The organism is Halorientalis regularis (assembly GCF_023698535.1).
In the GTDB taxonomy this organism is placed as follows: domain Archaea; phylum Halobacteriota; class Halobacteria; order Halobacteriales; family Haloarculaceae; genus Halorientalis; species Halorientalis regularis.
This window is the reverse complement of the sequence record NZ_JALJCL010000003.1, coordinates 282,836-307,741: the sequence shown is the minus strand read 5'-3', so window position 1 is coordinate 307,741 and position 24,906 is coordinate 282,836. Positions and strand designations below refer to the sequence as shown.

At 58.2% G+C, this 24,906-nt stretch carries 27 protein-coding genes and 2 pseudogenes; 12 read left to right on the top strand and 17 right to left on the bottom strand.

Annotated elements, in window-relative coordinates; translation table 11 throughout:
- Positions 1–242: 242 nt before the first annotated feature.
- The 3 genes from MU521_RS05660 to MU521_RS05650 all read left to right on the top strand — a co-directional run bounded on the left by MU521_RS05660 (position 243) and on the right by MU521_RS05650 (position 2,391).
- On the top strand, positions 243–1,223 hold the full coding sequence (locus MU521_RS05660) for a hypothetical protein (protein WP_139171036.1): 981 nt from the start codon (positions 243–245) through the stop codon (positions 1,221–1,223).
- Positions 1,220–1,702, top strand: coding sequence for a DUF8009 family protein (locus MU521_RS05655; protein WP_139171037.1), 483 nt, complete (start codon positions 1,220–1,222; stop codon positions 1,700–1,702). Before MU521_RS05660 ends, MU521_RS05655 begins: the two co-directional genes overlap by 4 nt.
- Before the next feature lie 371 nt (positions 1,703–2,073).
- A complete protein-coding gene (locus MU521_RS05650) occupies positions 2,074–2,391 on the top strand; it encodes a hypothetical protein (protein WP_139171038.1) in 318 nt (105 codons plus the stop codon).
- Positions 2,392–2,429: 38 nt separating this feature from the next.
- On the opposite strand, the gene MU521_RS21925 is transcribed toward MU521_RS05650, so the two are convergent.
- On the bottom strand, positions 2,430–2,630 hold the full coding sequence (locus MU521_RS21925; protein ID WP_490166456.1) for a DUF8105 family protein: 201 nt from the start codon (positions 2,628–2,630) through the stop codon (positions 2,430–2,432).
- A gap of 358 nt (positions 2,631–2,988) precedes the next feature.
- Between MU521_RS21925 and MU521_RS05645 the strand changes: the two genes are divergently transcribed.
- Together MU521_RS05645 and MU521_RS05640 are read left to right on the top strand one after the other, a co-directional pair.
- The gene (locus MU521_RS05645; RefSeq protein WP_139171039.1) at positions 2,989–5,265 is read left to right on the top strand and encodes an ATP-binding protein; all 2,277 of its coding nucleotides are present in this window, start codon (positions 2,989–2,991) and stop codon (positions 5,263–5,265) included.
- Between the two features lie 462 nt (positions 5,266–5,727).
- Positions 5,728–5,970 (top strand): hypothetical protein, encoded by a 243-nt coding sequence (locus tag MU521_RS05640; protein WP_250864790.1) that lies wholly within the window; start codon positions 5,728–5,730, stop codon positions 5,968–5,970.
- Positions 5,971–6,237: 267 nt separating this feature from the next.
- On the opposite strand, the gene MU521_RS05635 is transcribed toward MU521_RS05640, so the two are convergent.
- Positions 6,238–6,435 carry a hypothetical protein gene (locus MU521_RS05635; protein ID WP_139171041.1) on the bottom strand — a complete coding sequence of 66 codons (198 nt, stop codon included), beginning with the start codon at positions 6,433–6,435 and terminating at the stop codon, positions 6,238–6,240.
- A 346-nt stretch (positions 6,436–6,781) separates the two neighbouring features.
- Here MU521_RS05635 and MU521_RS05630 point away from each other — a divergent pair, with 346 nt between their 5' ends.
- Positions 6,782–6,937, top strand: a complete 156-nt coding sequence (locus MU521_RS05630) for a DUF7837 family putative zinc-binding protein (protein ID WP_175452753.1) — start codon at positions 6,782–6,784, stop codon at positions 6,935–6,937.
- Positions 6,938–6,958: 21 nt separating this feature from the next.
- Here MU521_RS05630 and MU521_RS05625 read toward each other — a convergent pair.
- Together MU521_RS05625 and MU521_RS05620 are read right to left on the bottom strand one after the other, a co-directional pair.
- Positions 6,959–7,111 (bottom strand): annotated as a pseudogene (locus MU521_RS05625) (IS4 family transposase); the annotation flags it as partial.
- 4 nt (positions 7,112–7,115) lie between these two features.
- Positions 7,116–8,327 carry a hypothetical protein gene (locus MU521_RS05620; protein WP_092687548.1) on the bottom strand — a complete coding sequence of 404 codons (1,212 nt, stop codon included), beginning with the start codon at positions 8,325–8,327 and terminating at the stop codon, positions 7,116–7,118.
- 869 nt (positions 8,328–9,196) lie between these two features.
- Between MU521_RS05620 and MU521_RS05615 the strand changes: the two genes are divergently transcribed.
- Both MU521_RS05615 and MU521_RS05610 read left to right on the top strand, forming a co-directional pair.
- On the top strand, positions 9,197–10,999 hold the full coding sequence (locus MU521_RS05615; RefSeq protein WP_139171042.1) for a hypothetical protein: 1,803 nt from the start codon (positions 9,197–9,199) through the stop codon (positions 10,997–10,999).
- A 177-nt stretch (positions 11,000–11,176) separates the two neighbouring features.
- Positions 11,177–11,710, top strand: a pseudogene (locus MU521_RS05610) (DUF7983 family protein); the annotation flags it as partial.
- 214 nt (positions 11,711–11,924) lie between these two features.
- Here the strand turns inward: MU521_RS05610 and fer are convergent.
- Entirely contained in the window at positions 11,925–12,314 is a 390-nt protein-coding gene (fer, locus tag MU521_RS05605; protein WP_092687554.1) for a ferredoxin Fer, read from the bottom strand.
- 90 nt (positions 12,315–12,404) lie between these two features.
- A complete protein-coding gene (locus MU521_RS05600; RefSeq protein WP_092687557.1) occupies positions 12,405–13,598 on the bottom strand; it encodes an inorganic phosphate transporter in 1,194 nt (397 codons plus the stop codon).
- 129 nt (positions 13,599–13,727) lie between these two features.
- Here MU521_RS05600 and hisA point away from each other — a divergent pair, with 129 nt between their 5' ends.
- Positions 13,728–14,450 (top strand): 1-(5-phosphoribosyl)-5-[(5-phosphoribosylamino)methylideneamino]imidazole-4-carboxamide isomerase, encoded by a 723-nt coding sequence (gene hisA, locus MU521_RS05595; RefSeq protein WP_092687560.1) that lies wholly within the window; start codon positions 13,728–13,730, stop codon positions 14,448–14,450.
- Here hisA and MU521_RS05590 read toward each other — a convergent pair whose 3' ends face one another.
- The 6 genes from MU521_RS05590 to MU521_RS05565 are packed head-to-tail and all read right to left on the bottom strand — an operon-like array spanning position 14,451 to position 19,478.
- Positions 14,451–15,296, bottom strand: a complete 846-nt coding sequence (locus tag MU521_RS05590; RefSeq protein WP_092687563.1) for a rhodanese-like domain-containing protein — start codon at positions 15,294–15,296, stop codon at positions 14,451–14,453.
- Positions 15,297–15,349: 53 nt separating this feature from the next.
- A complete protein-coding gene (locus MU521_RS05585; RefSeq protein ID WP_092687566.1) occupies positions 15,350–15,535 on the bottom strand; it encodes a hypothetical protein in 186 nt (61 codons plus the stop codon).
- A 55-nt stretch (positions 15,536–15,590) separates the two neighbouring features.
- A complete protein-coding gene (locus MU521_RS05580; protein ID WP_092687569.1) occupies positions 15,591–16,388 on the bottom strand; it encodes an ABC transporter permease in 798 nt (265 codons plus the stop codon).
- Positions 16,381–17,274, bottom strand: a complete 894-nt coding sequence (locus MU521_RS05575; RefSeq protein ID WP_092687572.1) for an ABC transporter permease — start codon at positions 17,272–17,274, stop codon at positions 16,381–16,383. The genes MU521_RS05580 and MU521_RS05575 overlap by 8 nt, the downstream gene beginning before the upstream one ends.
- Positions 17,271–18,386: an ABC transporter ATP-binding protein gene (locus MU521_RS05570; RefSeq protein ID WP_092687575.1), complete on the bottom strand. Its 1,116-nt coding sequence runs from the start codon at positions 18,384–18,386 to the stop codon at positions 17,271–17,273. Before MU521_RS05570 ends, MU521_RS05575 begins: the two co-directional genes overlap by 4 nt.
- Positions 18,387–18,395: 9 nt before the next feature.
- A complete protein-coding gene (locus MU521_RS05565; protein ID WP_175452754.1) occupies positions 18,396–19,478 on the bottom strand; it encodes an extracellular solute-binding protein in 1,083 nt (360 codons plus the stop codon).
- A 119-nt stretch (positions 19,479–19,597) separates the two neighbouring features.
- Between MU521_RS05565 and hisB the strand changes: the two genes are divergently transcribed.
- Positions 19,598–20,185: an imidazoleglycerol-phosphate dehydratase HisB gene (gene hisB / locus MU521_RS05560; protein ID WP_092687579.1), complete on the top strand. Its 588-nt coding sequence runs from the start codon at positions 19,598–19,600 to the stop codon at positions 20,183–20,185.
- On the opposite strand, the gene MU521_RS05555 is transcribed toward hisB, so the two are convergent.
- From MU521_RS05555 to MU521_RS05535, 5 genes are all read right to left on the bottom strand, one after another.
- The gene (locus tag MU521_RS05555; RefSeq protein ID WP_092687582.1) at positions 20,182–20,841 is read right to left on the bottom strand and encodes a helix-turn-helix domain-containing protein; all 660 of its coding nucleotides are present in this window, start codon (positions 20,839–20,841) and stop codon (positions 20,182–20,184) included. The genes hisB and MU521_RS05555 overlap by 4 nt on opposite strands.
- A gap of 45 nt (positions 20,842–20,886) precedes the next feature.
- A complete protein-coding gene (locus tag MU521_RS05550) occupies positions 20,887–21,318 on the bottom strand; it encodes an SCP2 sterol-binding domain-containing protein (protein WP_092687585.1) in 432 nt (143 codons plus the stop codon).
- A gap of 82 nt (positions 21,319–21,400) precedes the next feature.
- Entirely contained in the window at positions 21,401–21,808 is a 408-nt protein-coding gene (locus MU521_RS05545) for a hypothetical protein (RefSeq protein ID WP_139171043.1), read from the bottom strand.
- Between the two features lie 183 nt (positions 21,809–21,991).
- Positions 21,992–22,789 (bottom strand): SDR family NAD(P)-dependent oxidoreductase, encoded by a 798-nt coding sequence (locus MU521_RS05540; protein ID WP_092687591.1) that lies wholly within the window; start codon positions 22,787–22,789, stop codon positions 21,992–21,994.
- Positions 22,786–23,886 carry a mandelate racemase/muconate lactonizing enzyme family protein gene (locus tag MU521_RS05535; protein WP_092687594.1) on the bottom strand — a complete coding sequence of 367 codons (1,101 nt, stop codon included), beginning with the start codon at positions 23,884–23,886 and terminating at the stop codon, positions 22,786–22,788. The genes MU521_RS05540 and MU521_RS05535 overlap by 4 nt, the downstream gene beginning before the upstream one ends.
- 142 nt (positions 23,887–24,028) lie before the next feature.
- Here MU521_RS05535 and trpY point away from each other — a divergent pair, with 142 nt between their 5' ends.
- Positions 24,029–24,532: a TrpY family transcription regulator gene (trpY, locus tag MU521_RS05530; RefSeq protein WP_092687597.1), complete on the top strand. Its 504-nt coding sequence runs from the start codon at positions 24,029–24,031 to the stop codon at positions 24,530–24,532.
- Complete coding sequence (locus tag MU521_RS05525; protein ID WP_092687600.1) at positions 24,529–24,906, top strand: 2Fe-2S iron-sulfur cluster-binding protein; 378 nt, start codon at positions 24,529–24,531, stop codon at positions 24,904–24,906. The genes trpY and MU521_RS05525 overlap by 4 nt, the downstream gene beginning before the upstream one ends.

Genomic DNA, 24,906 nt, shown 5'->3' with positions numbered 1-24,906 from the left:
GTAATAATTCTACGACTGTATTGACTTCTCGAATTAGTGCGCTATATCGGCCCCACAGGCCTAAAGGTGCTTGTTCCCACGTTGAGAATGGACAAGCAACGGGGCCATAATGTTCGAGAGAATGTTCTTCGGATGTGTTACAAATACATGTGTGGTATCTTTTACTAGGTAGAGAAGTCTTATACGCCAACCCTTGAAAACTCCGGTACGGGTGGATCAAAATACCACCCGTGTGAGAATAGATGAGTAAAAAAGAATCGACTATCACAACAAGGTTGTGTGACAAACGAAAAAAATCGCTAGAAAATTGGTGTTCTGAGAAGGGTATTTCCCTTTCTGAAGCCGCCAGAGCTGGTATTGAGCTTGTCTACATCATGGATGAGCTAGAACCGGATCAGATGGTTTCGGCTCTCGAAGACGGCACTATTGAAGACTCATCTGTTGGGAGGCGGCAGGATGCCCCCTTACAGGACGAGGACAGCTGTAGCAGTAGAGTGGACTACAACAATATTTCACGTGATGCGGTTGTTGACCCGGGCGAGGCGGATTTTTCCGATACTGAGGTCGTCAGTCAGACCAATCGTAGCAAAGTCCTTGCTGGGGCTATTCGGTGGCATGACTGCCATGATGAAATCAGTGGGCCTCCGTATTCGCGGTACCATCTCCGGCAGATTGCTACAAATCTGTTCGACACGTCGACTGAAACGGTAGACAAATACATACATCAACTGGCAAGAAAGGGTGTGCTTCACCCGCACACAACTCTAGACGAGCGTCTCTGCAGCCCGGAGGTTGTGCAAGAACTCCGGAACGACATCGCCGCCCACTATTATGAGCGGGGCGCGACCGATGCAGTGTTCAATGATGTTGCTGAAGAGTACGAAGACACGGGAACGCTATCCGCCCTGTCTGGGACATATGACCCCACAAAAGGCGAGATTGTGCGGAAGTGGTACGACGCGACACCTCAGTATTTCCGCGCCAGACAGAAGTCCAAACAACGGAATGCCGAGTACGTCCAGAAAGTTCTCGCGCGTGAGTACGATGACAAGCGTTACTGCTATTCAAGCCGCCGAATTCTGTCCCGAATGCTAGCTATCGGTGTGGATGACGGTATTTGGACGCCTGCCGAGGCGCGAGATCTCATGCGAAATCACACTCCGTTTTCTGATGTCGTTGAATCGGGCTCTCTTGAGTCGGCTATCTGGGGGACAGAACAATGACTCAACCGCAACTTCATGAATTATCGGAGGATTTTGTCCTTGTAGTCGAGGTAGATGACATCCTTACAGGACTGGAACGGAACTTCTCCGCCGACTCCGTAAATAGAGACCATCAAGTACGATTTGACCGTCCATTGGAAGGACGAGTTGAAGGAACTCTCTACGAGAATATACAAGGAGACTTGTGGCCGAATATTTCGGATGCCTCTTTGAATATACCTCCAGTGGACTTCCTCGCCGACGACGCGCCCGTAGATACGATATATCCGCTGGAATCAACTGTTGGTCAAGCAGCAATGGAGACCGAAGGTGTTGATTATCTTGTGGAGGTCAGTCAGGAAACGCTTGAAGACTGTTGGGAATTGCATCTTGAAATCTGGGAGAACGCAGTCCGGGATAACCTCCAAGACAAGGTGATAATCAATATACATAGCCATAAAACGGTACCACGAGAGATCCCCGTTGAGTACGGCGAATAGCGAGGGAGGACAGGAAAACAGGGGCTGTTCAAAATACAAGTACCATCAGTCTCGATCATACACTGGAGAGCGGCAACCGGAAGCCCTGACTATGCAAGCGCGCCAGGAGATCGGCGGAGTATTCCGTAGTGCCGCTCTCTATTACCGTACGAAACCGTTAGTGGGGTTATCCGCAACTCCCTGATGGTTTGATCAGATCAATAAGCGGTCCAATGTTATGTCCCACTTCTGTTATTGGGTCAAGGGCGTCATACAAGATTCCCAGTCCTTATTCTAACTTTCCCGATAGACACAGCACAGGCACCACACGAATCCTGTGATGTAGTTATACCACCGACAACTCTTAGTCATAGGGTATGCTATTGGTACCCATGTTCAACCTCTTCGGTGGTGACGATGATCACGACGACCGTGTAGAATCCCAAGCAGATCTGTTCAAGAATCTCGGCTATTCAGACGTCCGTGCCGATCACACATCAGAATACCCGGACCCAAAGAAACGAAACGGCCGGATTCCTGATGTAACCGCTGATAGTCCGTTTGGACGTGATCCCGTAGTCGAAATAGATACTGGGGTAGACACCTCTAAACGCGATCAACGCCAACTCGACGATCTCTCATCAGGGCTAGACCCAAGTGAGACTCTGATTCAGGTTGACGGTGATGATCGGCTTTTCGATGGTTGGTAAAACCATCCAAGTACTTACTCGGTTTGTTGGAGGATTAACTACGTTGACTTATCGCTCTCGGAGTCTTTGACGGTGACTTCACGTTCCAGATTGAAGCTACACGAGGCACACACGAAACTGATTACAGTTATCTCGTCCCTGCCGGCTTTTAGAATGATTTCTTCGAGTCGAGCTGTATCTGGAAACTCTGGAGGCATGTCGACTCGCACTGTACGATTTCCACACTGTGGACATTCCATACCAAACTCTTCAGTCATTGTTTCACGGCCCTTGAGGGCCAGCACCGCCCAAGGAATCGAACCTTGAATCCCGATTGCCATGTCCAGCGGTGAAAGAATACTGTAGTACAGTCACATACAACCAGTAAGTGGCTAAGCCTCCATAATCTACAGGTGGATCAAGAGGTCACAGAACTCCACTACTGGTAATTTAGGAAGGTTTACTACTGGGCTGCAAGCCTGACGGTCGACTGAACAGTGACATTTTGTCGCGCTTGTACAAATAACTCAGGCAGGTCTATTCTATTAGAATAATATTCTGCTGCACTGCAGCACCCACCCAAGGTTATATTTTAAACCATCCGCCAATCTGTGGCGAATGCTCTCAAAAGACGAAAACCATCCCGAAAGAAGTGGTGGAGCCTCTGAGGATACAACAGAGGTAGACGTCCCCCTTCGAGTAGATAAAGAGTTAGACGACGAAGATCGGGAAGTCTTGGAAAAAGAATTAGCTAAACGCCTCCATGGACAACTCCCAGAGTTTGTCGAAGACCTGAACCGTCAGTTTGAATTTGGAGTTTCCGTCGAGGACATCGCTGTTGATCTGCTTGGCGTCGGCGAAGCAAGCGTTGACCCCGAAGACTTCGAGGTTGAAGACCTCGTTAAATCCGAGGATTTTGACAGCGGCGCAATTGAACCGGGCGAAGAGATACAATTGGATTGGGCAGTGAATGAAACGACGTCTCTCACCCGGATGGTAGATGCGCTTGGCAGCCTTATTAAGAAGACTCAGGGCGGCATCTATGACGTCCTCGAAAACGCGATCAGTTCGCAACTCTCGGTCGAATCTTTCGAGACATCTCGTGGCAAAATCGACGAAGAAGCGACTGTCGAACTTAGACTGGTTCGAGATGAGGATGGAGACCGAGTCTTCATTGAAATAGCCGATCGAGGGCCGGGAATCGGCCCAGCCACTCTGTTCTTGAAGTTGTTCGGACCCGGTATCAGCGCAGGAGACGGTCTGTATAATGAATTTGGCGTTGGGCTCAAGGCTTCCATAGCATTCTTCGAGTGGGTTCTCAGGGACGAAGGGATCGAACCGGCTCAGAGTTCCTTCCAGATCCTCACTACAACCGGTCAAGATGATCCGGTCTATCTGGTTGATGGCCCGCTCTCAGAATCTAAACATCCTCGGGTTGTGTCGAACGACCGTTGGTACGATTGGGATGGGCAGATGGACCTCGGAGAATCTGGGACTCGTGTCCGACTGGAGTGCCCGTACAATCGATTCCGGAAAGATGTTTGGAAGGAGGGGTATCAGAACTCGAATGAACTACTCTGGACCTACGCTCAAGCCCTGAGAGAACAAATTAGCGTTGTCTATGCGATGCTGCTGAAGATGGCCAATGGCAATGATGCCATCCCTAATGACACTGATCTGGACGCCGATCCGGTTGAAATCATTGATAGAATGCCTTTGACCATCTACTATAGCTACCGGGACAAGTGCTACGAGCAGAGTAGCAATTCTTCGGAAGCAACAGACATGGGCACGCAGGCTGAGCAGGCAACTCAGGTCTGGGATGCAATCATCCCGTTACTCCCGAAACTGCGTGGGAATGAGTACCGAGACGATAGCGATAGTCCTCAGAAACGAAACAAGTGGACCTTCCCAATTACTGCGAACAACAGCGAATTCACTCATGATTCTGTGGACTACCTGCTGACTGACCTGCAGATTAGCCGTTGGGATGAGTCGCACACAATCCAATACTATCGAGCTGATCGATACCCGAACGGAACTCCGCTAAGACAGAACGAAACGGGTCAAAATCCCGGATTCAGAACTGTTGCAGATAATAGTATCATGGATGCAGACATCCGATACTACGTGAATGGCCGGCAGGTACGTCAGCAGACAATTCCCGACTTCTCGGGGAATAAGGTACACAACCGAGACAACCACATCAAAGGGTACGTCAATACGCTTTCCTTGGACCCTGACGCAGACCTCCCCCTCACGACGAATAAGGATGACATCGACGTCCATTCCTCCTTCATAGAGCGACTTAGTGAGATGATAAGCTCCAGAACCCCATGGGATCTTCTACGTGAAGATGAACTCTGGGGTGCGGATGTCGGAGGAGAAAGCGAATTGCATCAGGAATTGAAGAATCGATTCGAAGACGTCCTTCGACAGAACGGCTACAACACCGATATTGAGCTACGCATCGCAGTTGGAGATATTGATGTAATCGGTGAACACGGGGAGAGTGGTGACATCGTCTTCGGTGATCCAAGTCTTAGCCTTGATCTCAATAAGCTTAGTCGGGTAACGGACTATGCTGCAGAAATCGCGGAGCAACGGCCGCAGTGTACGATCCAACAAATCGTGATCATTGCCTTCGAAGACGATGTATCAGGGCGGGTCAAACGTCAACTCAATGGTTGGAATAGAATCCTCCCCTTCTGTATCAAGCTGGTTGATCCTGTAGAGCTGTTGCGTGAACCGAGACTTATTGCCGAGATCGCCGAAAGAGATGAATTACTTCCTCCGGGTGGGTACGATACGTGGGATGAATACTCTCGCCATCAGGAGCCGGTGGACAGCATCCAGAATATTCCAGTCATCAATCATACCTGTAATAGTAAATGAGGTAATGCCTCTTGGTAGGTGAACGGTGGTTCTATACACTTACTTTAACTTATTGTTTAGTTATAGTATAAACCAGATGTCCGAGGTTCGCCGCCAATATTGTCTTAGAGTCTATTATAGTAATGTCGGAACTCTGACTTAGCCCACAAAGGATTTTATACCCGATTCCTTTTCCCCTTATGTGATGAAATCAAAACACTCCTCACAAATCGGGCTCAGACCGTTGCAGCTCATTAGAGGGAAAATGAAAGAAGATGTAGCACCCCTGAAGCCAACACCGCGTATGTCCCCGTGTACTCGAAAAAACGTCTCTCAGGGTGCTGAACTATGATTAGTCCATCAGCGTTAGCGAGTAAACTCCCACCTCGACCGCTTCGCCCAGATGAAGCCGAGAACATCGCGGATCGATTAGGTGCGAGTATTCAGACTGTAGTCCATAAGACCACTGAAGGAACAGAGTTTGTGCCGATTTTCTACCTGTTTATTCCAGAGAACAGGGATGCTGATGATCCAGTTGGGCGTGAATTAGAAATCCACATGAATGACGATTTAAATGAGTGGGGTGCTGCGATTATTGTCTCGGATGTTCATCAGTCTCAATGGATGGAAATCACACAGCAGTATGCTAGTGAAACTAATTACGAAATGGAGGCTACACTCATCACAGAGTCAGATGGAATAGAAGTTCAACGCGATCTCTCGTAGTACTGAGACTAGAGGCCCATAATGGAATACGGCTGGAAGTGAGGGAGCCGTATCCATTAGACAGCGATGGTCGAATGGTGAGGGAAGCTTCCCTCCCATTTAATTCTCTTCCATAAATATATAACATAAGACTGCAGCACTTCCGGACAACTACATTTGAGATACAACTACGGGTTTCAGATGTGGCCCTCCGAGTAGGAGTACACCGTGTCTATGGCTCTGGTGAATAAGATCAAGATCCCCAATTAGAGGTCTCGGGTTTTCCGACTACTGTTCAGCCTCGGTGCTGTTGCCTTGTCTGTGTAGTTCGGCTCTGAGTTCAGATTCTATTTCACTAACCTTGGCCTCAAGTGCTTCTTCATTAATTTCCGGAAATGATCTGGATTCGCTGTCTTCCAAGTGATAATCGGCAAACATTCGTTTGAGTTGTCGACAGGCGGCTTGTCGGTGGGCTTCCCTGCTCATTCATCTAAGTCCGGCTCCTCGCTGATCCTATCCAGTCCGGGCTCAGGGCCAATTCCACCGGCACACGTATCATTGGGGTCTGGGTCATTGATCATACTCTAAAATCGCAGTGAGGCCTCAAATTCCCTCGGGTCACCCACTCGTTATACTGGATCAGCTACATCCACTTTTTGGGGGTTGAGTCGCATCCTAATCCCTGAATATCTGTGAGTTAACTGTGGCGGTAACTCAGCCCTCCGGAATTCCAGTGTTTCCCAGAAGCCCACTCTCACCGAAACCTTACGTTCGAGAACACCATACTACCGATTGGAAAAACCAGTCACACACTCCTTCCATTCCCCTTTGCATGAACACCGACGAATCGTCTCTTGGTCGCTGTCCGGACTGCGGCGAGCGGGTCCCTGAGACGTGGCTCCTTGTCGAATTCAAGAGGGACGACGGCAGCGAGGGCATCTGGGCCGAGTGTCCTGCTTGCGAAAAGGTCATCGCGCCAGAAGAGTGACCCAGCGTTAGTCAGCTTGTGCAAGACGATACGGCGGAATTCTTCACCTGTCTCCGCGAGTTCGATCCATTCATCACGAATGTGTCGTGTTCCTCGCTCGTCGGTAATCTCGACGTTCTGGATGCGTCCCAGAACGTCGACACGCGCGTCTGCTTGGAGAAGACAGATGAAGTCCTCCCTATCCCATTGTGGCCGGTTCTCCCTGCGGATCAGGGACTTCTAGCATCGCATTCAAGCAGACAGAATCAGTCATTGACTCGAACACGTCACCGATGGACCGAACCTCAATTTTGACTTCGACATCTTCTGGAACATCACTTTCATCGACACCCTTGCCGAAGTACCACAGATCAACTGCACCAGAGTCGTCCTGCTCTGCTGCGAAACTGGCCAACTTCCGGAATTTTGAGGCCTTGCCACCTTCCATCGTCACCTGAGTTGCGACGCGGGTGCCGTTAGCAGTCCGTGCCAGCGTATCCGCCGCTTGCAGATCGCCTCCGGTCGGAAATACGTGCTGGTACCCTTCGTACTCGTGTGTCCTGAGATACTCCGTACAGAGCGTTTCCACCTGATCTGTTCCCAGTACATCGATGGCCTCAGCGCCGTCAACAGCTGTCGGGTCGGTCGTGTCCTCCTCTTCCAGTGTTTCAAGCCGGTTATCGTAGTTGTGGTAGGCCGCGAGCAACTGCTTGCGACCGGCGTTCTTGACGTTTCCTGTCGTCCCCTGATGCGGAGTACTCGACCAGTAGGGGAACGTCTGATACGACCACCACTGTGTGTCCGATGGATTGAGTGTGACTGCCTGAAGAAAACTCACACCACGCAACCTGTCCTCCTCGCTGTCGTACTCGAAGGTTATTTCTTCGCCATCGGATGTTTTGACAGTTTCCGAAGCGCTATCCCCTTGTTGACGGAGCCTCAGTGCAGATTCTAAAATCGAGGCAGCAATCTCGCTCTCAGCATTCGCTCTTGTAACGATGTCTTCCGGGCTAGCACTCCGAGAGACCGGGAAGTCTGCGATGACGCCGCACCCATCTGTGCAACTACCCTCACAGTTACACTCCCACTCTCCTGAGCGACAAATGATGAACCTGAAGCCGTGTTCTGGTGACTGAGCGCCGGGTACATCGCCAATTGAAGAGATGAGGAATCCCCCCATCAGCAGGTCAGGGCTCTGGTTTCTAACCATCGCGATGACGCCCTCATCGAGATACTCACTGAATTTCTTGAGGGTTTCTCGGGCCTGCGAACCCTCGCTGAATGCATCTAAGTCGGTAGCGATTGGGAACTCATTGTAGTGGCTGAGTCCCAGACGCTCGCGGTATGCGTACCATGCTGCACCTTCGCAAATATCGACTCCGCTCGTTGTCTTGATAAATCTCGTCTTCATGTCAACATGCGCGACTCCTCGGTATAAAGTACCTCGCATAGTTCTGGCACAGAGATTCTACCGGTGATCGATCTGTAGGATAACTATATCTCCCAGCTTAGTCAGATGCATTCAAAATCGGCTGGACGAACGACCCGGTATTTTGCCCGAAGGCTATACCGGAGCGCACTTCTCCTCACGGAGAAGGGCCCACCCGCCTGCTGCGACCACTGGTGATCAGTCAGGGGTCCGCTTCGCGAGTGGCCATCCAACCGCACCCAACAAGCCCATGTGAACTTGTTGTGGCCTTTTCGCGAGGGATCTCTCGCAGTGAACACCTCATAGGGTGTTCGTAGGAGAGGCTCCGCCCCTTACCTTGCGGCCATTTTCACGGCTAGGGGCTAGACTGTGGGTTTGACGCCACGTCCCCGTGATCACCTCTCCGGACACCACCTTTATATGCTCGCTGTTATATCTTATTATACTCGAAACGCCGTATTTATTACAAGTCCAAGCGTGGAAAGACCTTTTTGTCCAGTCTATCAACATTGGGCCCGCAGAAGTATCTGGGGGCAATTTAGCACATGGTGGAAAACCCGATAGAGGGCTTCTACCGCGTAGTATTTCCACTACTAACTGTTTCCACGGTCGCTCCTTCAAGAATGTGTACCCACAATGTGGGCACGCTGCAGGTTTAGATGACGTGGAGTTGTTGTTCCGTGAAGCTCGACAACCAGAGCGATCCCGCCAACTACTGCCCGAACGAGTGGTTGAAGCCTTCACGAGGCGATCCAGTGCTTAACCGAACACCGATGATCTAACAATAAGAACATCACATCAGAGACAATCTCTGCCGGGGGTTTATTTATGCAACTACAATATGAGTGCATATGCCATATTTGAAGTGTCGTGAGGACGGTAACTACTATATTCGTGTTACGGATGATTATACTTCAGCCAATACTTACGAGATAACCAAGCAGGGTGCTGAAATAATCAAGAGCGGCGGTAACGAAGTCGGCGAATTCTTTTTTAATCGATTATTTTCTCTCGTTTGCGACCTCGGACATATTTCAAAAAAGAGTGAGGACAACTTAGATGCGGAATTGAAGAACTCCGATGCATATATCCAAACTCTCGAACAGCAACCTGTCAAAGAGCGTGTTGATATTTTAATTCAGATTGTAGAAACCCATGATGTTGAAGCCCTCTATCCCGGTGAAGCAGGGAGATGGGTCTACTCTATCCTTGGTGAATCTGGTAACCTCATTCGACCTCTATTGTCGACAGTTGCGCGGGCTGCTGGATACAAATATATGACAATTATTACGCATTCCTCAGAGATGGGAGATGATGAGAAAGCCCTTGAAATTGCGTTGTGTAGCTATCTGAAAACTAAATGGTTCCAAGATTCTGCAACTTTTAAAGATGATTATAGCGATGAATCAAACCGAAATGTCCTCGGTATTGACAGGGATGTTGTTTTTATTGAAACTCCAGAAATAGATACTCATATATTTGAACTTCCCAAAGAAATACCTGGGGAAATCAACGATAAACTCAAAAACGAATTGAATAGCCTGTGGGAAAGGATGAACAGCTACGGGTTTGTCAAGCTCACTTCTATGGAAGTGGAGGATCGGTATGGTGCTGAATTTGGGATAGTTCTCCCTAGAAGTCGATTAGATGACTTCCCGGTAGATTACTCTGCACGCTCTGCAAATATCAAAATCCCCCCTAACGAACTAGCTGATCTTACTGACGGGTTTTCCATTATTTATAGAGCCTTGCCTAGAGATGCTGATTTACTTTGGAAATTTGCAATCAACTCAATTTTGATTGAAGAAGAGGGTCTTGCTAGTGGTAACCTTTCTTACAGAAAGCAATACGCAAAGTATAATGATTTTAATTTTGCTGGATACAGAACGGTTCATGGTGATGGTGACATCGTAACAGATTTTCCAGCAATAACTACCAGTGCCCCACTGGAACAAGATGAAGAATATTTTGATGGAGAAGTTCAACTGCCAGTATCGCCAGAATCTGGCCGGGTTATCCCTATTAACCCTGATCCGGAAGAACTCCCAGAAGCATTCGCCATATTAAATGAATTTCCTACAGACCCGGGAGATGAGAATGATAGAGGAGTGGAATCAAACTTACTTGATCCAAACAGGTTTCCAGGGGTTGGATCAAATGGTAGCGGAAATACTGTAAAGGAATCTATAAACCGTGATACTGAATCAAAACCCGGCTCGTCAATAGATGATGGTGTTTCTTCAGAACCAGAATCTGATGGAGAACAGTCGATGTCGAAAACTGAAAGTGAGAAGACTGTTCTCAGACAAGAGATACCCGGCGAAATGGCATCTAGTACGAAAGGTGAAGGGGACAGCAAGTATACTTCATCAACGAAGTATGATGATCATCAAGCGGAACGGGCACACCGACGTGCGCAACAGCGTGATCCATCTGAAGTAGTAGAGTTAGGAGAAGAAATATTACTTGTTCTTAAGGAAGTTGACTACAGTTCCCCTCCGGCGACGATTATGGGAACTAAGAATAGTTTGAAGATTTTTGTCAATCAAGCCCCACAGGATCTTGAAAAGTATGACACTATCCGCGTGAAGATTGTAGATTACGGTGGTAAAAACCGCAGCGCGCAGGCTGTATTTGTCGATTACAATCGGTAGTCTAAGTTGTTCCTACAAGCTATCGAACAACCTCATAATGAAGAATTGATAATTGTCTCACTCGGTCTTACCAATTTCCCTTCTAAATTCACTACTAAGATCTCAAATACAGATTTACTGTGGAGCCGTTTTATCGCAAATTTATATGAGATACCGGAGTAGATTGTCGTCCTATTCGTCGGGAAACTCAACAACGTGGAGACACCTGCACTTGTGAATATCTACACGCTACTTTCGGACGTGCAGCGGAATGCTAACGACTTGCGCAAGTCGGTTGCCGAAGTATTGATCAGCCGACTGCACCACGACCAACCCGTCAGCGGCCAGTTCGGCTCTGTCCAACGTACCTCCCGCCGTAATCGCTCGCTCAAAGATGAGGAGCTGGTCTTGAAGGCGCTGGAAGCCGCCGGTATCAATCGCGAACAACTAACGAGTGTCGATACTGACAAGGTAGACGACGCACTTGATGTGACCGAACTCTCAGAGTCGGACGTATACGAGATAAACGAAAGCGAGTATGCCCGAAAATCCGAGGTCAATGAAGACGAGAAGGAGACGCGACTGCAGGGTCTCAAGGACCAACTCGCAGCGAGTGAAAGCGACGGAGCCGAGGAACTCTGCAATGAGATTGAAGAACTGGAATCGCGCATCGAAGAACTGACCGAGTTCAAGTCTGGTGCCTCCTTCCGTACGCGCGCGAGTAGTGAATGATCAAGCGAGATGGGGAACGGGACACACGCCTCAAATTTTGCTTCAGTCCTTTGCCCTGTCTACCAACCTTGGGCCTACAGGAGCATCTGGGGGCAACTCAACACATGATGGAAAACCCGATAGAGGGCTTCTACCGCGTAGTATTTCCACTACTAACTGTTTCCACGGTCGTTCACTCAAGAATGTGTACCCACATTGTGGGTACGCTGCAGGTTTAGATGACGCGGTTCTGCAGGTAGTCGAGGTGCTTCGCGTTGTAGACGATCCGGACCTCGTCGGCGTCGGGGCTGCCGATACAGGTCAGACGGACGTTCTTGTCTTCGACCTCCTCGTCTGAGAGGATCTGCTGCATGTCCATGTCGATCTCGCCTTCGACGACGATGGCGGCGCAGTTCGCACACGCGCCGGCGCGACAGGAGAACGGCCAGTCGTAGCCCTGGGATTCGGCGGCCTCGAGGATGTACTCACCCTCGTTGACCTCCAGAGTGCCGTAGTCCTCGTCGTCGAGGTCGGCGTCTGCGGCCTTGTCGAACGTCTCGTTGTCGTACATGTCCCAACCGTGATCGTCCAGTACTTCGTAATTAAGGTACTCTACCGTGGGCATCACCTTTTCATTCGGTCCCCCGACTGTTAGACTTTGCTGTTTTCGGGTTCCCCCGATGAACAATTATGCCGGATTTTTCGGGGCAGGTGGTCAAAACACCGGCGCGAACCGGAAGAGCAGGTACGACGCCACGCCCGACAGCGTCGGCGTGAGAATCCACAGCATCACCACTCGCCCCGTCGCTGCCGGGTCGAACAGGTCCGCTGCCGTGATTTCGGTCTGCTCTTCCTCACCGATCTTCGAGACGCTCGTGCCCTCGTCCATCGCCTCCGCCTCGTCGGCCGCGAGCACGTCGACCGACATCTCCGTGGCACTCTCGCCTTTGACTGCTGCGCTCGCGGCGTCGGAGATGGTCGTCGTCCGGGTCGCCCGACCCCAGCCCAGCCCGACGATACACATGGTCGCGCTGACCGCCAGACTCGCGGGAATCCCCATCCACGAGAGTGCCGTGATGATGGTCGCACTCACCGATTCGACGATGAGCGCCGCTAGGATCGGCAGGTCGGTCAGGTCGTTGCCGACGGTATCGAGCGTCCGGCGGGCGATGGTGAACGCGCCGAGCGCCACCGCGCCGCTGGCGAGGAACACGCCCGGATACAGGCCGAGCCGGCCGCTTCCGACCAGCGGTGCGACGGCGTTGGCCGCGTTGGACGCACCCGCCGAGAAGGCCATATAACAGGCGATGCCGACGACCAGGAACCCGGCGAGCACCTCCTTGTTCCCGGTTCCGGGTCGCTTCCGCGGCAGCGGAATCGCCCCTGATCTGTCGATTACAACCGGCGAACCCCTTGCGCCTTCGAGCGGGAACCACTGCTGGATGTACGGGTAGAAGTACCGACCGATGACGGCACAGACCCAGAACGCGAGTACCGGCGCGAACAGCCACCACGAGACGATCTGCCCCATGACGCTCCAGTCTATCGTGCCGGTCGCGACGCCCAGCCCTGCGATGGCCCCGACCGCCGTCATCGATGTCGAGGCGGGGACGCCGAAGAGGTTCGAGATGAGCAGCGCGAACCCGACGAAAAACAGGACGCCCACGCTGGTCGCGAGCGTGAACATCTCTGCCGGCACGATGTCCCCGCCCATCGTCTCGATGACCTCGGTTCCCAGGGTCGCGCCGCCGAGCAGGAAAAAGCCGCTCATCAGCCCTGCCGCGACGATCTTCGAGATGGTTTTGCTCCCGACCGCCGGACCGAACGCCACGCCCGTCGAAGAACCGCCGATGTTGAACCCGACGAACACCGCGACGAGAAGTCCGACCACGAGAAGCACCGATACCATACTCGGCCGTCCGAGTGCCGGCGATTAAACGATGGCGCTTCCGACGATACCCGCCATCGTTGGGAGGTACCCGTCGCTCGGCCGCCTGCGACCGACACGCTTTCCGCAGTCGCCCGCGGAGTCGGGCACATGTTTCCCGAGTTCGAGGTCGTCCCCGCCGTGGACATGCAGGACGGGCAGGTCGTCCAGCTCGTCGGCGGCGAGCGCGGCACCGGCACGGAGTACGGCGATCCCGTCGAGGCCGCCCGCCGCTGGGTCGAGGCCGGCGCACGCACCCTCCACCTCGTCGACCTCGACGGCGCGTTCGAGGGCGAGCGCGAGAACGCCCCCGCCGTCGACGCCATCCTCGACGAGGTCGACGTGGACGTACAACTGGGCGGTGGCATCCGCACCGTCGCCGACGCCACCGATCTGCTGGACCGGGGCGTCGACCGCGTCATCCTCGGCACCGCCGCCGTCGAGACACCCGAGATCGTCGCGGAGATCAGCGAGGCCCATCCCGGAAGCGTGACGGTCAGTCTCGACGCCAAGGACGGCGAGGTCGTCGTCTCGGGCTGGACCGAAGGCACCGGCCTCGACCCGGCCGAGGCCGCGACCCGGTACGAGGACCGCGGCGCGGGGGCGATCCTCTTTACCGACGTGGACGTGGAGGGCCAGCTAGAAGGAGTGCGGACCGACCCCGTCCGCCGGGTCGTCGAGGCCGTCGACATCCCCGTGATCGCCAGCGGCGGCGTCGCCACCATCGACGACGTGCGCGACCTGCAGGCGGCCGGCGCGAGCGCCGTCGTCGTCGGGAGCGCCCTCTACGAGGGGCAGTTCACGCTCGAAGACGCGATGGCCGCGGTCGAGTAGTCAGGCCCGCGTGCCGCCAGCGACGGTTCCCTCCCGGGTCACGACGCCACTGGTCAACTCGCCGAGGGGCTCGGTGAGGCTGTAGGAGGGCGTCTCGACGGTGATCTGCGTCCCGTCGGTCACGTCCGAGAAGTGCAAGACGAGTTCGTAGGAGCCGTCCGATCCGATGGGGTGGGCTTCCTCCTGACTCCCGTCGGCCGTCCGGGCCCAGGCGTACTCGCCGGCGGTCGCGGGGTCGGCGGCTCCTTCGATCAGGAACCCGTAGGGCTGGTACTCGACGTTCTCGCCGGTCATCGGGTAGTCCAGCCGGTGCCACTCCCAGAACCCCTCGTCGATGGCGTACACCTCCTCGTAGCCGTTCTGATACAGCTGGGCCGCCCGCATCGACGAGAGATGGTGTGGGCAGCCACAGTAGGTTACGATCCGGTCGCTCTGCGGCCAGGCCGCCGCCGGGTCGTCCCGGCGGCCGCTGGCCGGACTGAGGACTGCGCCGGTGATGTGCGAGGTCGCGTACTGTCGCTCGCCACGGGCGTCCGCGAAGCGCGCGTCGCGCCGGCGGTACCAGTCGTAGGCTACGTCGATGGGCACCAGCGGGACCTCGATCCCCTGTTCGTAGGTGATTGTCCGGAACGACGACGTGTCCGCGTCCGGTGCTGGCGGCGTCTCGTCGATCCCCGACGGATCGGGATACCCGTCGTTCTCGGCCGAGACCGGTTCCGGCGTCCCGCTGTCGGTCCCGCCACTCCCCGGTCCGGCGTCGCTCGGCGTCCCGTCCGAGGATCCCCCCATACAACCCGTCAGGCCGGCGGCGGCCCCCACCGCCACCAGGAATCGACGGCGATCCATGTCAGTAAGCCAGCACCCCGGAGGCAAAACGATGACGCCTGTCGTGTTCGAGTTCAGGTCCGGTCCTGCCGGCCGCCGGGGCGGTCAACGCGCCGCCGAGACCCGGAAAACCGCGGGGCGGCGAGCAGGTACGCCCCAGCCGCGAACAGCACCACAGCGACGGGCAGCGTCGGGCCGGTGTCGACGAACAACAGTCCTGTGGCCGCCACGAGCGCGCCGAGCGCGTCGCGCTTGTGCATACCAGTGTGGTCACCGGTCACACACAAATAACTCAGTCAGACGCGCGTCATCGCGTCAGGTGTCGGTAGCCAGTCGGTCGAGGCCGACGAGGGCACTCGCCGCGAGGATCAGAACCGTCACGGCGACGATCAGGATCGTCGAGACGACGCTGACCAGCGGATCCAGCCCCTGTCTGAGCGAGTTCCAGGCCTGGACCGGGACGGTTCGGGTATCCGGCCCGGAGAGAAACAGCGTCATGATGAACTCCTGGAGGCTCACGACGAACGCGACCAGTGCCGCGACGAGGAGTCCGGCACGAACGTTCGGAGCGACGACCGTCAGGAACGCCCGTCTGGGGGTCGCACCGAGGTCTCGCGCCGCTTCTGCGACGTGCCAGTCGAACCGGGCGAACGACGCCTGCACGACCGAGAACGTCAGCGGCGTCGCCCACAGCGAGTGTGCGACGATGATCGCGAGGTAACTCTGCTGGAGGCCGAAGCGACTGAAGAACGTCAACAGGACGATCCCGATGACGATACCCGGGACGAAAAGCGGGAGGACGGTCAGGCCAACGACCGCCGTTCGACCGGCCCCACTGAACCGACGGACACCGAGTGCGGCCGCCACACCGACGATCATCGAGACGACCGTCGTTCCCCCTGCGATGAACAGGCTGTTCAGTACCGAGCGGATCCAGGTCGGTCGTTCGAGAAGCGCCCCGAACCACCGCACGGAGAACTGTTCGGGCGGGAACACCACCGCACCCGACGCGTCGAACGCCGTCGCGACGACGATCAACAGCGGAAGCGACAGAAACACGACGAGGAGACCGACGACCGCTCGGAACAACCACGTCCCGATACGCTTACGCATTGAGGATCCCTCCGCTCTCGTCGAACCGCCACAGTATGACCATCAGGATCGAGAACACGAGCGTCACCGTGATGACTGCGAGTGCCGCCGCCGCCGGCCAGTCGAACTGCGTGAGCAACAGCTCGGAAATCAGGATGCCCGTCGTCTGCTCGCTTCCCGATCCCAACAGCAACGGGGCGGCGTACGCACCGATGGACCAGGTGAAACTCACCACGGTCGCGACGGCGATACCGGGACGGATATGTGGGAGTATCACCTCGCGGAACGCGTCCCACCGACCGGCGCCCAGGTCCCGTGCGGCCTCGACCTGATGCCTGTCGAGCGTCGACAGCACTGCGTACACCGCGAGAATCGCATACGGCGTGACGATGTACAGCTGGCCGAGCACCGCTCCGACGAGGTTGTCGACCAGCAGTACCGGCTCCGATAGCAGTCCGACCCCGGTTAGCAGGTCGTTGAGAACACCCTGTGGCGCAAACACCAACACGACGGCGAACAGTTTGATCACGAGCGTCGTAAACAGCGAGAGCACGGCCACGCTCAAAAGCGCGATGCGGCCGGCACGCCCCGCCTGCCACGCCGCGTACGCGTACACGACGCCGATGGCGACCGCGAGCAGCGTCACCCCGACCCCGAACGAGACCGTGAACGCGAAGATCTGGTGAACGAGATCCGACGAGGCGACGTACCGGTACCCGTCGATTGACCAGGACCCCTCGACGAACGCGCCCTGTGACGTCCGCGCGGTGACGCTGAGCCTGAGCAGGTATCCCATCGGCACGAGGAAGGCGCCGATGTCCAGAAGCAAGACGGGGAGCAACAACAACAGCGTCCGCCAGCGCTCCGGCAGCGCCGGAACGGAGAGCCGACCCGTTCCCGTGCTCATCGGCACCGCTCACCCGTCTCGGCGAAGTAGACGGCGTCATCGGTGGCCCACTGTAACGCGACGGTATCGCCAGCCGTCATATCGATACCCTCTTCGACCGGTACCTCGACGAACAGGTCCGTCTCCTCGGCCGACAGCCGGATCCGGACGCTGGAACCCCGGCGAATCGTCTCGACGACTGCACAGGGAACGCTCACCTCGTCCGTGGCGACGCCACCGTCCTCGACGGCCCTCGCCGCCACCTCCGCGGCCGGGTTGAGGTCCAGCCGCTCGGGACGAAGGGAGACGACGATGGTATCATCCTGCGCCAGCGACCCGGCGTCGATGGGCGCTTGGAACCGGACGCCGAACGGTGCCGCCAGTATCGGCTGCTCCTCGACAGCGACGACGCGACACGGGACGAAGTTTGTCGACCCGAGAAACGCCTCGACGAAGCGGCTTTTGGGATCGTCGTATACCGTCCCCGGGTCCCCGACCTGCACCAGCTCCCCGTCGTTCATCACGCCAAGCCGGTCCGCGAGCGTGAACGCCTCGTTCTGATCGTGGGTCACGTACACCATCGTCGTCTCCAGACGGCGCTGAATGTCTTTGAGCTCGATCTGCATCGATTCGCGCAGCCGACGGTCGAGGTTCGAGAGCGGCTCGTCGAGCAAGAGCAGATCCGGATCGACCGTCAGCGACCGCGCCAGGGCGACCCGCTGTCGCTGCCCGCCGCTCAGTTCGTCGGGGGCTGCCTCGGCCTGTGACCCCACCTCGACGAGGTCGAGCGCCTCCTGTGCCCGCTCCCGGCGCTCGGCCGCATCGACCCCCTGCATCTTCAGACCGAACGCGACGTTCTCCAAGGCGGTCTTGTGTGGAAACAGTGCCCAGTCCTGGAAGACGATCGAGCAGTCCCGCTGGTGTGGCGGCCGGCCGGTTATGTCGGTCCCGCGTATCGAGATGTCCCCGCTCGCCGGCTCCTCGAAGCCGGCGATGGTCCGCAGGACTGTCGACTTCCCGCACCCGCTCGGCCCGAGCAGACAGAACAGCTCGCCGTCCGCCACGGTCAACGAGACGTCGTCGACAGCGGTCAGTTCTCCGTACCGTGTCGTGACCCCCTCAACTTCGAGCATCGTCCGTCCTCAGTTGTTCTGCACCAGCTTCCGGTAGCGCTTGTTCAGTTCCGAGGAGTAGTCCGCGACCCGTGCGAAGTCGCGGAACCCGACGTCGCCGAGTTCGTCGTTGCTCGTCGGTAGTTGCTCCCGTGTCTGCTCGGGATACTCCGTGTTCGTGTTCGACATCCCCAGGTTGAACTCCTTTGCGTACGCCGTCTGTAACTCCGAACTGATGAGGAAGTCGAGGAACTCCTCGGCCATCTCCCGCTTGCCCGACCCACGGACGACGTGATAGTAGTCGATGTATCCCGTCGTCTTCGGCGGGACGGTCACGCCGATGTTCAGTTTGTCCGAGGACGCCGCCTTCGCCAGCCCGTACGCGAAGAAGTAGTGACCGACGTTCGCGATCCCCTGATTGAGCTTCGTCCAGAGGTCCTGTGCACCCTGGTAGAAACTCGTCGTCGGTACCTCTTCGATCAGATCGAAGAGCGCATCGGCGTTTTGCCTGTCGTACACCTCCTGTGCGAGCGGTTCGCTGTCGTCGATCACCGCCGCCATCATCAGGTTCTTCAACCAGAATGCACTCGAAAGGGTCACGTTCGACGCCTCGTCCGAGACGATATCGCTCCACGTCTCCGGCGTCCAGGTAGTCGCGTCTTTGTTGTAGACGTAGGCGTGAACTCCGTACGAGACCGGGACGGCCGTCTTTGCCGCTTCGTACTGCATGAGCCGGTCTTTCAACTTGTCGCTGTTGCTGAGATTGTCGTACCGGACTGGCTCCCAGAGGTCGTCCTGATTGCCACGGTACGTGATTCGGCTCCCACCGATTGTCACGTCGAACGGCGGGCTGTCCTCCGGCGACTGGCGGACTTTCGGCACGATACCCGACCAGTTCCCGACCACTTCCAGCGAGTTTCCGGTTTCGTCCTCGTATTTCGGCTTGACGACGTTCTCGAAGACCGTTTTGTTCGTTCCGCTCCAAGTCGATACCCTGAGAGTGTCGCTCCCGCCGCCGCTCCCGACACACCCAGCCAGTGCAGTCGCCGTCGCGGCGCCCGTTGCGAGGAACGCTCGTCTACTGACCAGAGACCGCCGCCCGGATTCGGTCATCAATCTTCGATAACACTCCATTCAAAAAAGACCCCTGCTTCGGTAACCTGATTCACCGTTCGGTCCCGGCTCGTGAACGAACGCAAGGGCATTTAGCATCCGGCCGTCTGTGTCGTGGTATGAGCGACCGGACGGCGGCGGTGACCCGCGAGACCGCCGAAACCGAGATCGAGGTGACCCTCGACGTGGACGGCGACGGCGACGCGACGGTCGATACCGGGATCGGCTTCTTCGACCACATGCTGGAATCGCTGGCCAAGCACGGCCTGTTCGACCTCACCGTGGACTGCGACGGCGACCTGGAGATCGACGACCACCACACCGTCGAGGACGTGGCGATCACTCTCGGTCAGGCCTTCGAGGAGGCGCTGGGCGACAAACGCGGCATCCGCCGCTACGCCGACCGCAAGGTCCCCCTCGACGAGGCCGTCGCCGAGGTCGTCGTCGACGTGTCGGGCCGCCCGTTCTTCGAGTTCGACGGCACGTTCGCCCAGGAGACCGTCGGCGACTTTACCAGCCAGATGGGCCAGCACTTCCTGCGCTCGCTGGCGACGAACGCCGGCCTCACCCTGCACGCCGCCGTCACCGGCGAGAATGCCCACCACCAGGTCGAGGCGCTGTTCAAGGCGCTGGCGCGGGCGCTGGACGACGCCACCCGGATCGACGAGCGCCGCAGCGACACGCCGAGCACGAAAGGCGAACTCTAGGACTGCGCCAGCAGCGCGTCCAGCAGGACCGACTCGGCCCGCCGGAGCAGTTCGTTCGCGGTGCTCGGCGCACACCCCAGTTCCTCGGCCACGGCCTCGAAGGACGTGGCCCGCGGCGTCTCGTAGTAGCCCAGCTCGTGGGCGACCAGCACCGCCTCGCGCTGGCGGTCGGTCAACCGGCCGAGATACCCCGGTTCGTCGGGCGTGTACTCGCCGATCCACTCGACGTCGACGGCGATCCGGTCGGTCACCTCGGCGAAGGCCGCCTGCAGCGCCGCCTCGGTGCCCGCGACCGTGACCCGCACACCTCGATCCGTGTACCGGAAGGGCGGGTCGAGCAGGAGGGCGTAGGACTCGGCGATGGCGAGCAACTCGCTCAGCGTCTCGCGCTCGCTGACGTGGACGAACGCGAACAGTTGGCCGTCGCCGCCGTCGATCACGTCGTAGTCGTACACGTCGTCGCGCTCGCCGAAGACGGTCGATAGCGCCGCGGCGTCGTCGCCGGCCAGGCGGTACAGGAGCGCGTAGGTCCCGTCGCTGTGCCACTCCAGGGCCACCAGCGCCTCCCGGCGGACCCCCGCGACGCTCCCGATGGCCGCGTCGACGCCCGGGAACGCCTGCCCGTCGGGCAACAGCCGGAGCTCCACTGCGCGCATCAGTGTTCCCTCACGAGAGCTGCTGTCATGGGTCTGTCCCCCGGCTCAGTACTCGAACTCGGTCTCGACGGCCGCGGCCTCCTCGGTCATGACGACGGCCGCGTCGCTGTACTGGAGAGTCCGCTGCATGTCCCCGTCCAGCTCGAACTCGCCGCTCATCAGCCCGTCGATGGCCCCCAGGTCCTGCCGGAGCAGGCGCTTCCAGGTGCTGTACTCGCCACGGAAGGCAAAACCCCAGTCGACGCCGTCGGGGTCGCCCGTCCGGAATGCGTCGGTACACACGCCGTCTTCGAGGCCGACGAAGAAGTACAGGTCCTCGCCGTCGTATGTGTCGTCGGGCCGGATGTGAAAGAGGAAGTCGCCGTTGAAGTCGACGCCCCAGCCCGCGCCGACCTCGCTGTACTCCGCCGAGTCGTTCAGTTTCTCGCCCCACGCGTCGATCCACGCGTCCGCGTCACTCGGTAGTGTGAGTGCCATACCCGCTGATCTGGCTCTCGGACCGTAGTGATTCCCGCTAATCGAGCCGTGTCTTTATAAGCGACAGCCTGTCTTCTGTGTGTCACGTGTCGCTTCCTTCGTAGATTATCGTCGGCAGTCCTCGTTCGATCCCGACCCGTACCTGATCCCAAAATTGCGACTCCGTTTGCGCCTCGGTACCAGTCACATCGCTGTCGCCACCGTCGAGCTCCGTCGGTTCCGAGGGTTCGGATCGAACGTCTTCCGCTCGTACTTCGACGATCGCGTTGTCGGAGATGAACTCGGCATACTCGCCGGCGGATTTCTCTGCCGTGAGGACGTATTGTCCTGGTTCGTCGGTCACGAACGCGGCCATGCCTTCCTGATCCGTCGTCGCCCTCTCGCCGGACGAGAGAGACACAACTGCGCCCGAAACGGGAACCCCCTCTCCGTCAACAACCCTCACGTACGATGTCTCCCCGGCCGCGACCTCCGTGGGCGTGACGTGCATCTGTAACTCCCGCGTCTCTCGGCCCATCGTATTTGATACAATACGTCGACGACTGTAATTCTAGCCTGTGCGCTGAATTAAACCACTCTCTCTCTCACACTGGCGTCCGTAAATACACCTCTCACCGGTGTTCTCGCCGGTGTACGGGAATCCACCGGAAACGAATCGCTCGACGACACGCCGTTACCGGGCCAGCCACCCGCCGTCGACGGCGTAGGTGTAGCCGGTGCAGTAGCGGGCGGCCTCGCTGGCCAGGAACAGGGCCATCCCCTGGAGCGCCTCGGGCTCCGCGATCCGGTCGGCGGGCGTGTTCTCGACGATATCCTCCTCGATGTCCTGCCCGACGCGGCTGTCCTCGTCGAGGTAGCCGCCGCCGATGTTCGTCCGGGCGTGACTCGGCGCGATGGCGTTGACCCGAATCTCGGGGGCCCACTCGGCCCCGAGCGTCCGCGTGAGGTTGACGACCCCACCCTTCGAGGCGGCGTAGGCCGGGTTGTACCCCATCGCGTCACTGCCGACCAGCCCGTAGACGGAGGCCGTGTTGACGATGGACCCACCGGACTCCTGCTCGGCCATCGCGCGGGCGGCGTACAGGTCGGTGAGCCACACACCACGGAGGTTCACGTCGACGATGCGGTCCCACTGGGCCATCTCGTAGTGTTCGACGGGGCGTTCGAGTTCGCCGATGCCCGCGTTCGCGAAGGCGGCGTCGAGCCGACCGAACCGGTCGAGCGTCGCCTCGACCATCCCCTCGACGGCCGCCTCGTCGGTCACGTCCACTTCCAGGGCCAGCGTCTCGGCCTCCGTTTCGTCTTCGAGGTCGTCGGCGACCGCCTGCGCGCCGGATTCGTCGAGATCCGCGACGACCACGTCCGCGCCGGCCTCGGCCATCGCGGCCGCGAAGGCACTGCCCAGCCCGCCCGCCGCGCCGGTCACCAGCGCGACCGACCCGTCCAGCCGGAACTCGTCGAGGACCGTCATCGGTCGCCCTCCAGCAGGTCGCGGTTCAGTTCGACGCCCAGTCCCGGCCCCTGGGGCGGCGTGACGGTGCCGTCCGCGGCGAACTCGCCGTGGATCGGTGCCGACCACGCCTCGGGCGTCCACGGCGGGTCGTGGGGGAACTCACACCAGTCGGCGCCGACCGCGGCCATCACGTGCAGGTTGGCGGCGAAGCCGATGGCGTTGGTCCAGGTGTGCGGGACGAACCGCACGCCCTGGTTCCGGGCGGCCCCGGCGACCTCGACGGCCCGCTTGATCCCGGTCACGAGCGCCGCGTCGGGCTGAAGCACGTCCACGGCGTCGCGGCCGAGGAACTCGTACAGCTCCTGTGGGCCGCCGTTGAACTCCCCGCCGGCGATGGGGACCTCGGCGGCGTCACGCAGGCGTGCGTATCCCGCGTAGTCGTGGCGTGGCAGCGGTTCTTCGAACCACTCGATCCCGCCGATGTCGGCCAGCTCGCGGGCGACCGCTTCGGCCTCGGCCACCGACCACTGGGTCTCCTCTTCCATCACACGGACCGCCCACCCCTTGTTTGCGTCGACCATGAGCGTGAGATCGGGGAACGCCTCGCGGACCGCACGAACCACGTCGAGATCCGACCGCTCGGCGATCCGGAGCTTGACGGCCTCGAACCCCTCGTCGACGCGCTCCTGGACGTACTCGATGCGCTCGTCGGCCGGCTGGACCTCGCCGGTGCTGGCGTAGGCCCGGATCGGGTCGTCGCTCCCGCCGAGCAACTCGTAGACGGGTTTGCCGGCGTCCTTGCCGACGATGTCCCACAGCGCGAGTTCGAGGTGCCACGGCCGCGGCCCGATCAGGTCGACGGTCTCCAGCTTGCGCATGATCCCCTCGACGTCGTGGGGGTCCTCGCCCTGCAGGAACAGCGAGAGCGGTGTGGCGTAGTCGAGCCCGCCGGCGAAACTCGGGCTCGCGGTGACGCCCGTGATGCCGGCGTCGGTCTCGATCTCGAACACTTCGGCCTCGTGGCTCCCCTGCGGGTAGCCGGGGATCCAGTTCGGTCCGAAGCTATCCTCGAGCGGCTGGCTGACGTGATGTTGCGTGACTCCGGTTATCTGCATCTCGTGTCCCCGTCGTCGGCCTCACTGGTACCGGTTCTCACGAATCGGGACGCGTCTTTATGACCCGGGCGTCACGGTTTCGGCCGTCGCCCGGACGTCCCGATGCCAAGACATACTACGGTCGGCGGTCGTGTTGGGGAGTATGTTCGCGGAGATCATGGAGAAATTCGAGGGCAGTCCCTCCCAGCAGGCGGTCATCCGGCTCCTCCTCGAACGGGGCTTCTCGGTCAACGACGACGGCCGGGTCGTCTCGGGCGGCATCGAGATTCCCAACACCGGCATCGCCCGGGAGATCGACGTGGATCGGCGGGTCGTGGACTCGACGACCGACGCCATCCTCGACGACGAGCAACTGCGGCGGATCTTCCAGAACATCTCCCAGATCCCCAGCCTGATGGACCTGGCTCCGGTGCTGGACCTGCACGTCCTGACCGTCGACGTCTACGACACCGAACAGCCCGGCATCGTCGCCGAGATCGCAGGCATGATCGCCGACGAGGGCATCTCGATGCGCCAGACCGTCTCGGAAGACCCCGAGTTCGCCGTCGACCCCAAGCTCTACATCGTGACCGAGGCGGCCCTGCCCGGCGACCTCCTCAACGAGATCCGTGACCGCGACTACGTGCGCAAGATCGAGTTGCAGTGACCGACCAGTCGCCGCCCGCCGACGGTGACGCCGACGACGGCAGGCCCGACGCCGCCGAGGCCGTCACCGTCACGGTCCGTACCGACGACGGAACCCGTCAGCTCACCGCGCCCGTCGGCGCGGTCCTCCGGGACGTGTTGCGCGACGCCGGCATCTCCCCCTACACTCGCTACACCGAGCGGCTGAACTGCGGGGGGCGCGGGTTCTGTGCCACCTGTGGGGTGCGTATCCGCGAGGGCGAGACGGCCCCCGACCACTGGCACGACCGGCTGGCCGACCGGTTCGGCTATCCGCGACTCTCCTGCCAGTACCGGCTGACCCGGGACGTGACCGTCGAGATTCCGGAGAAACGCGTCTGGGGCGGCCGCGAGTGA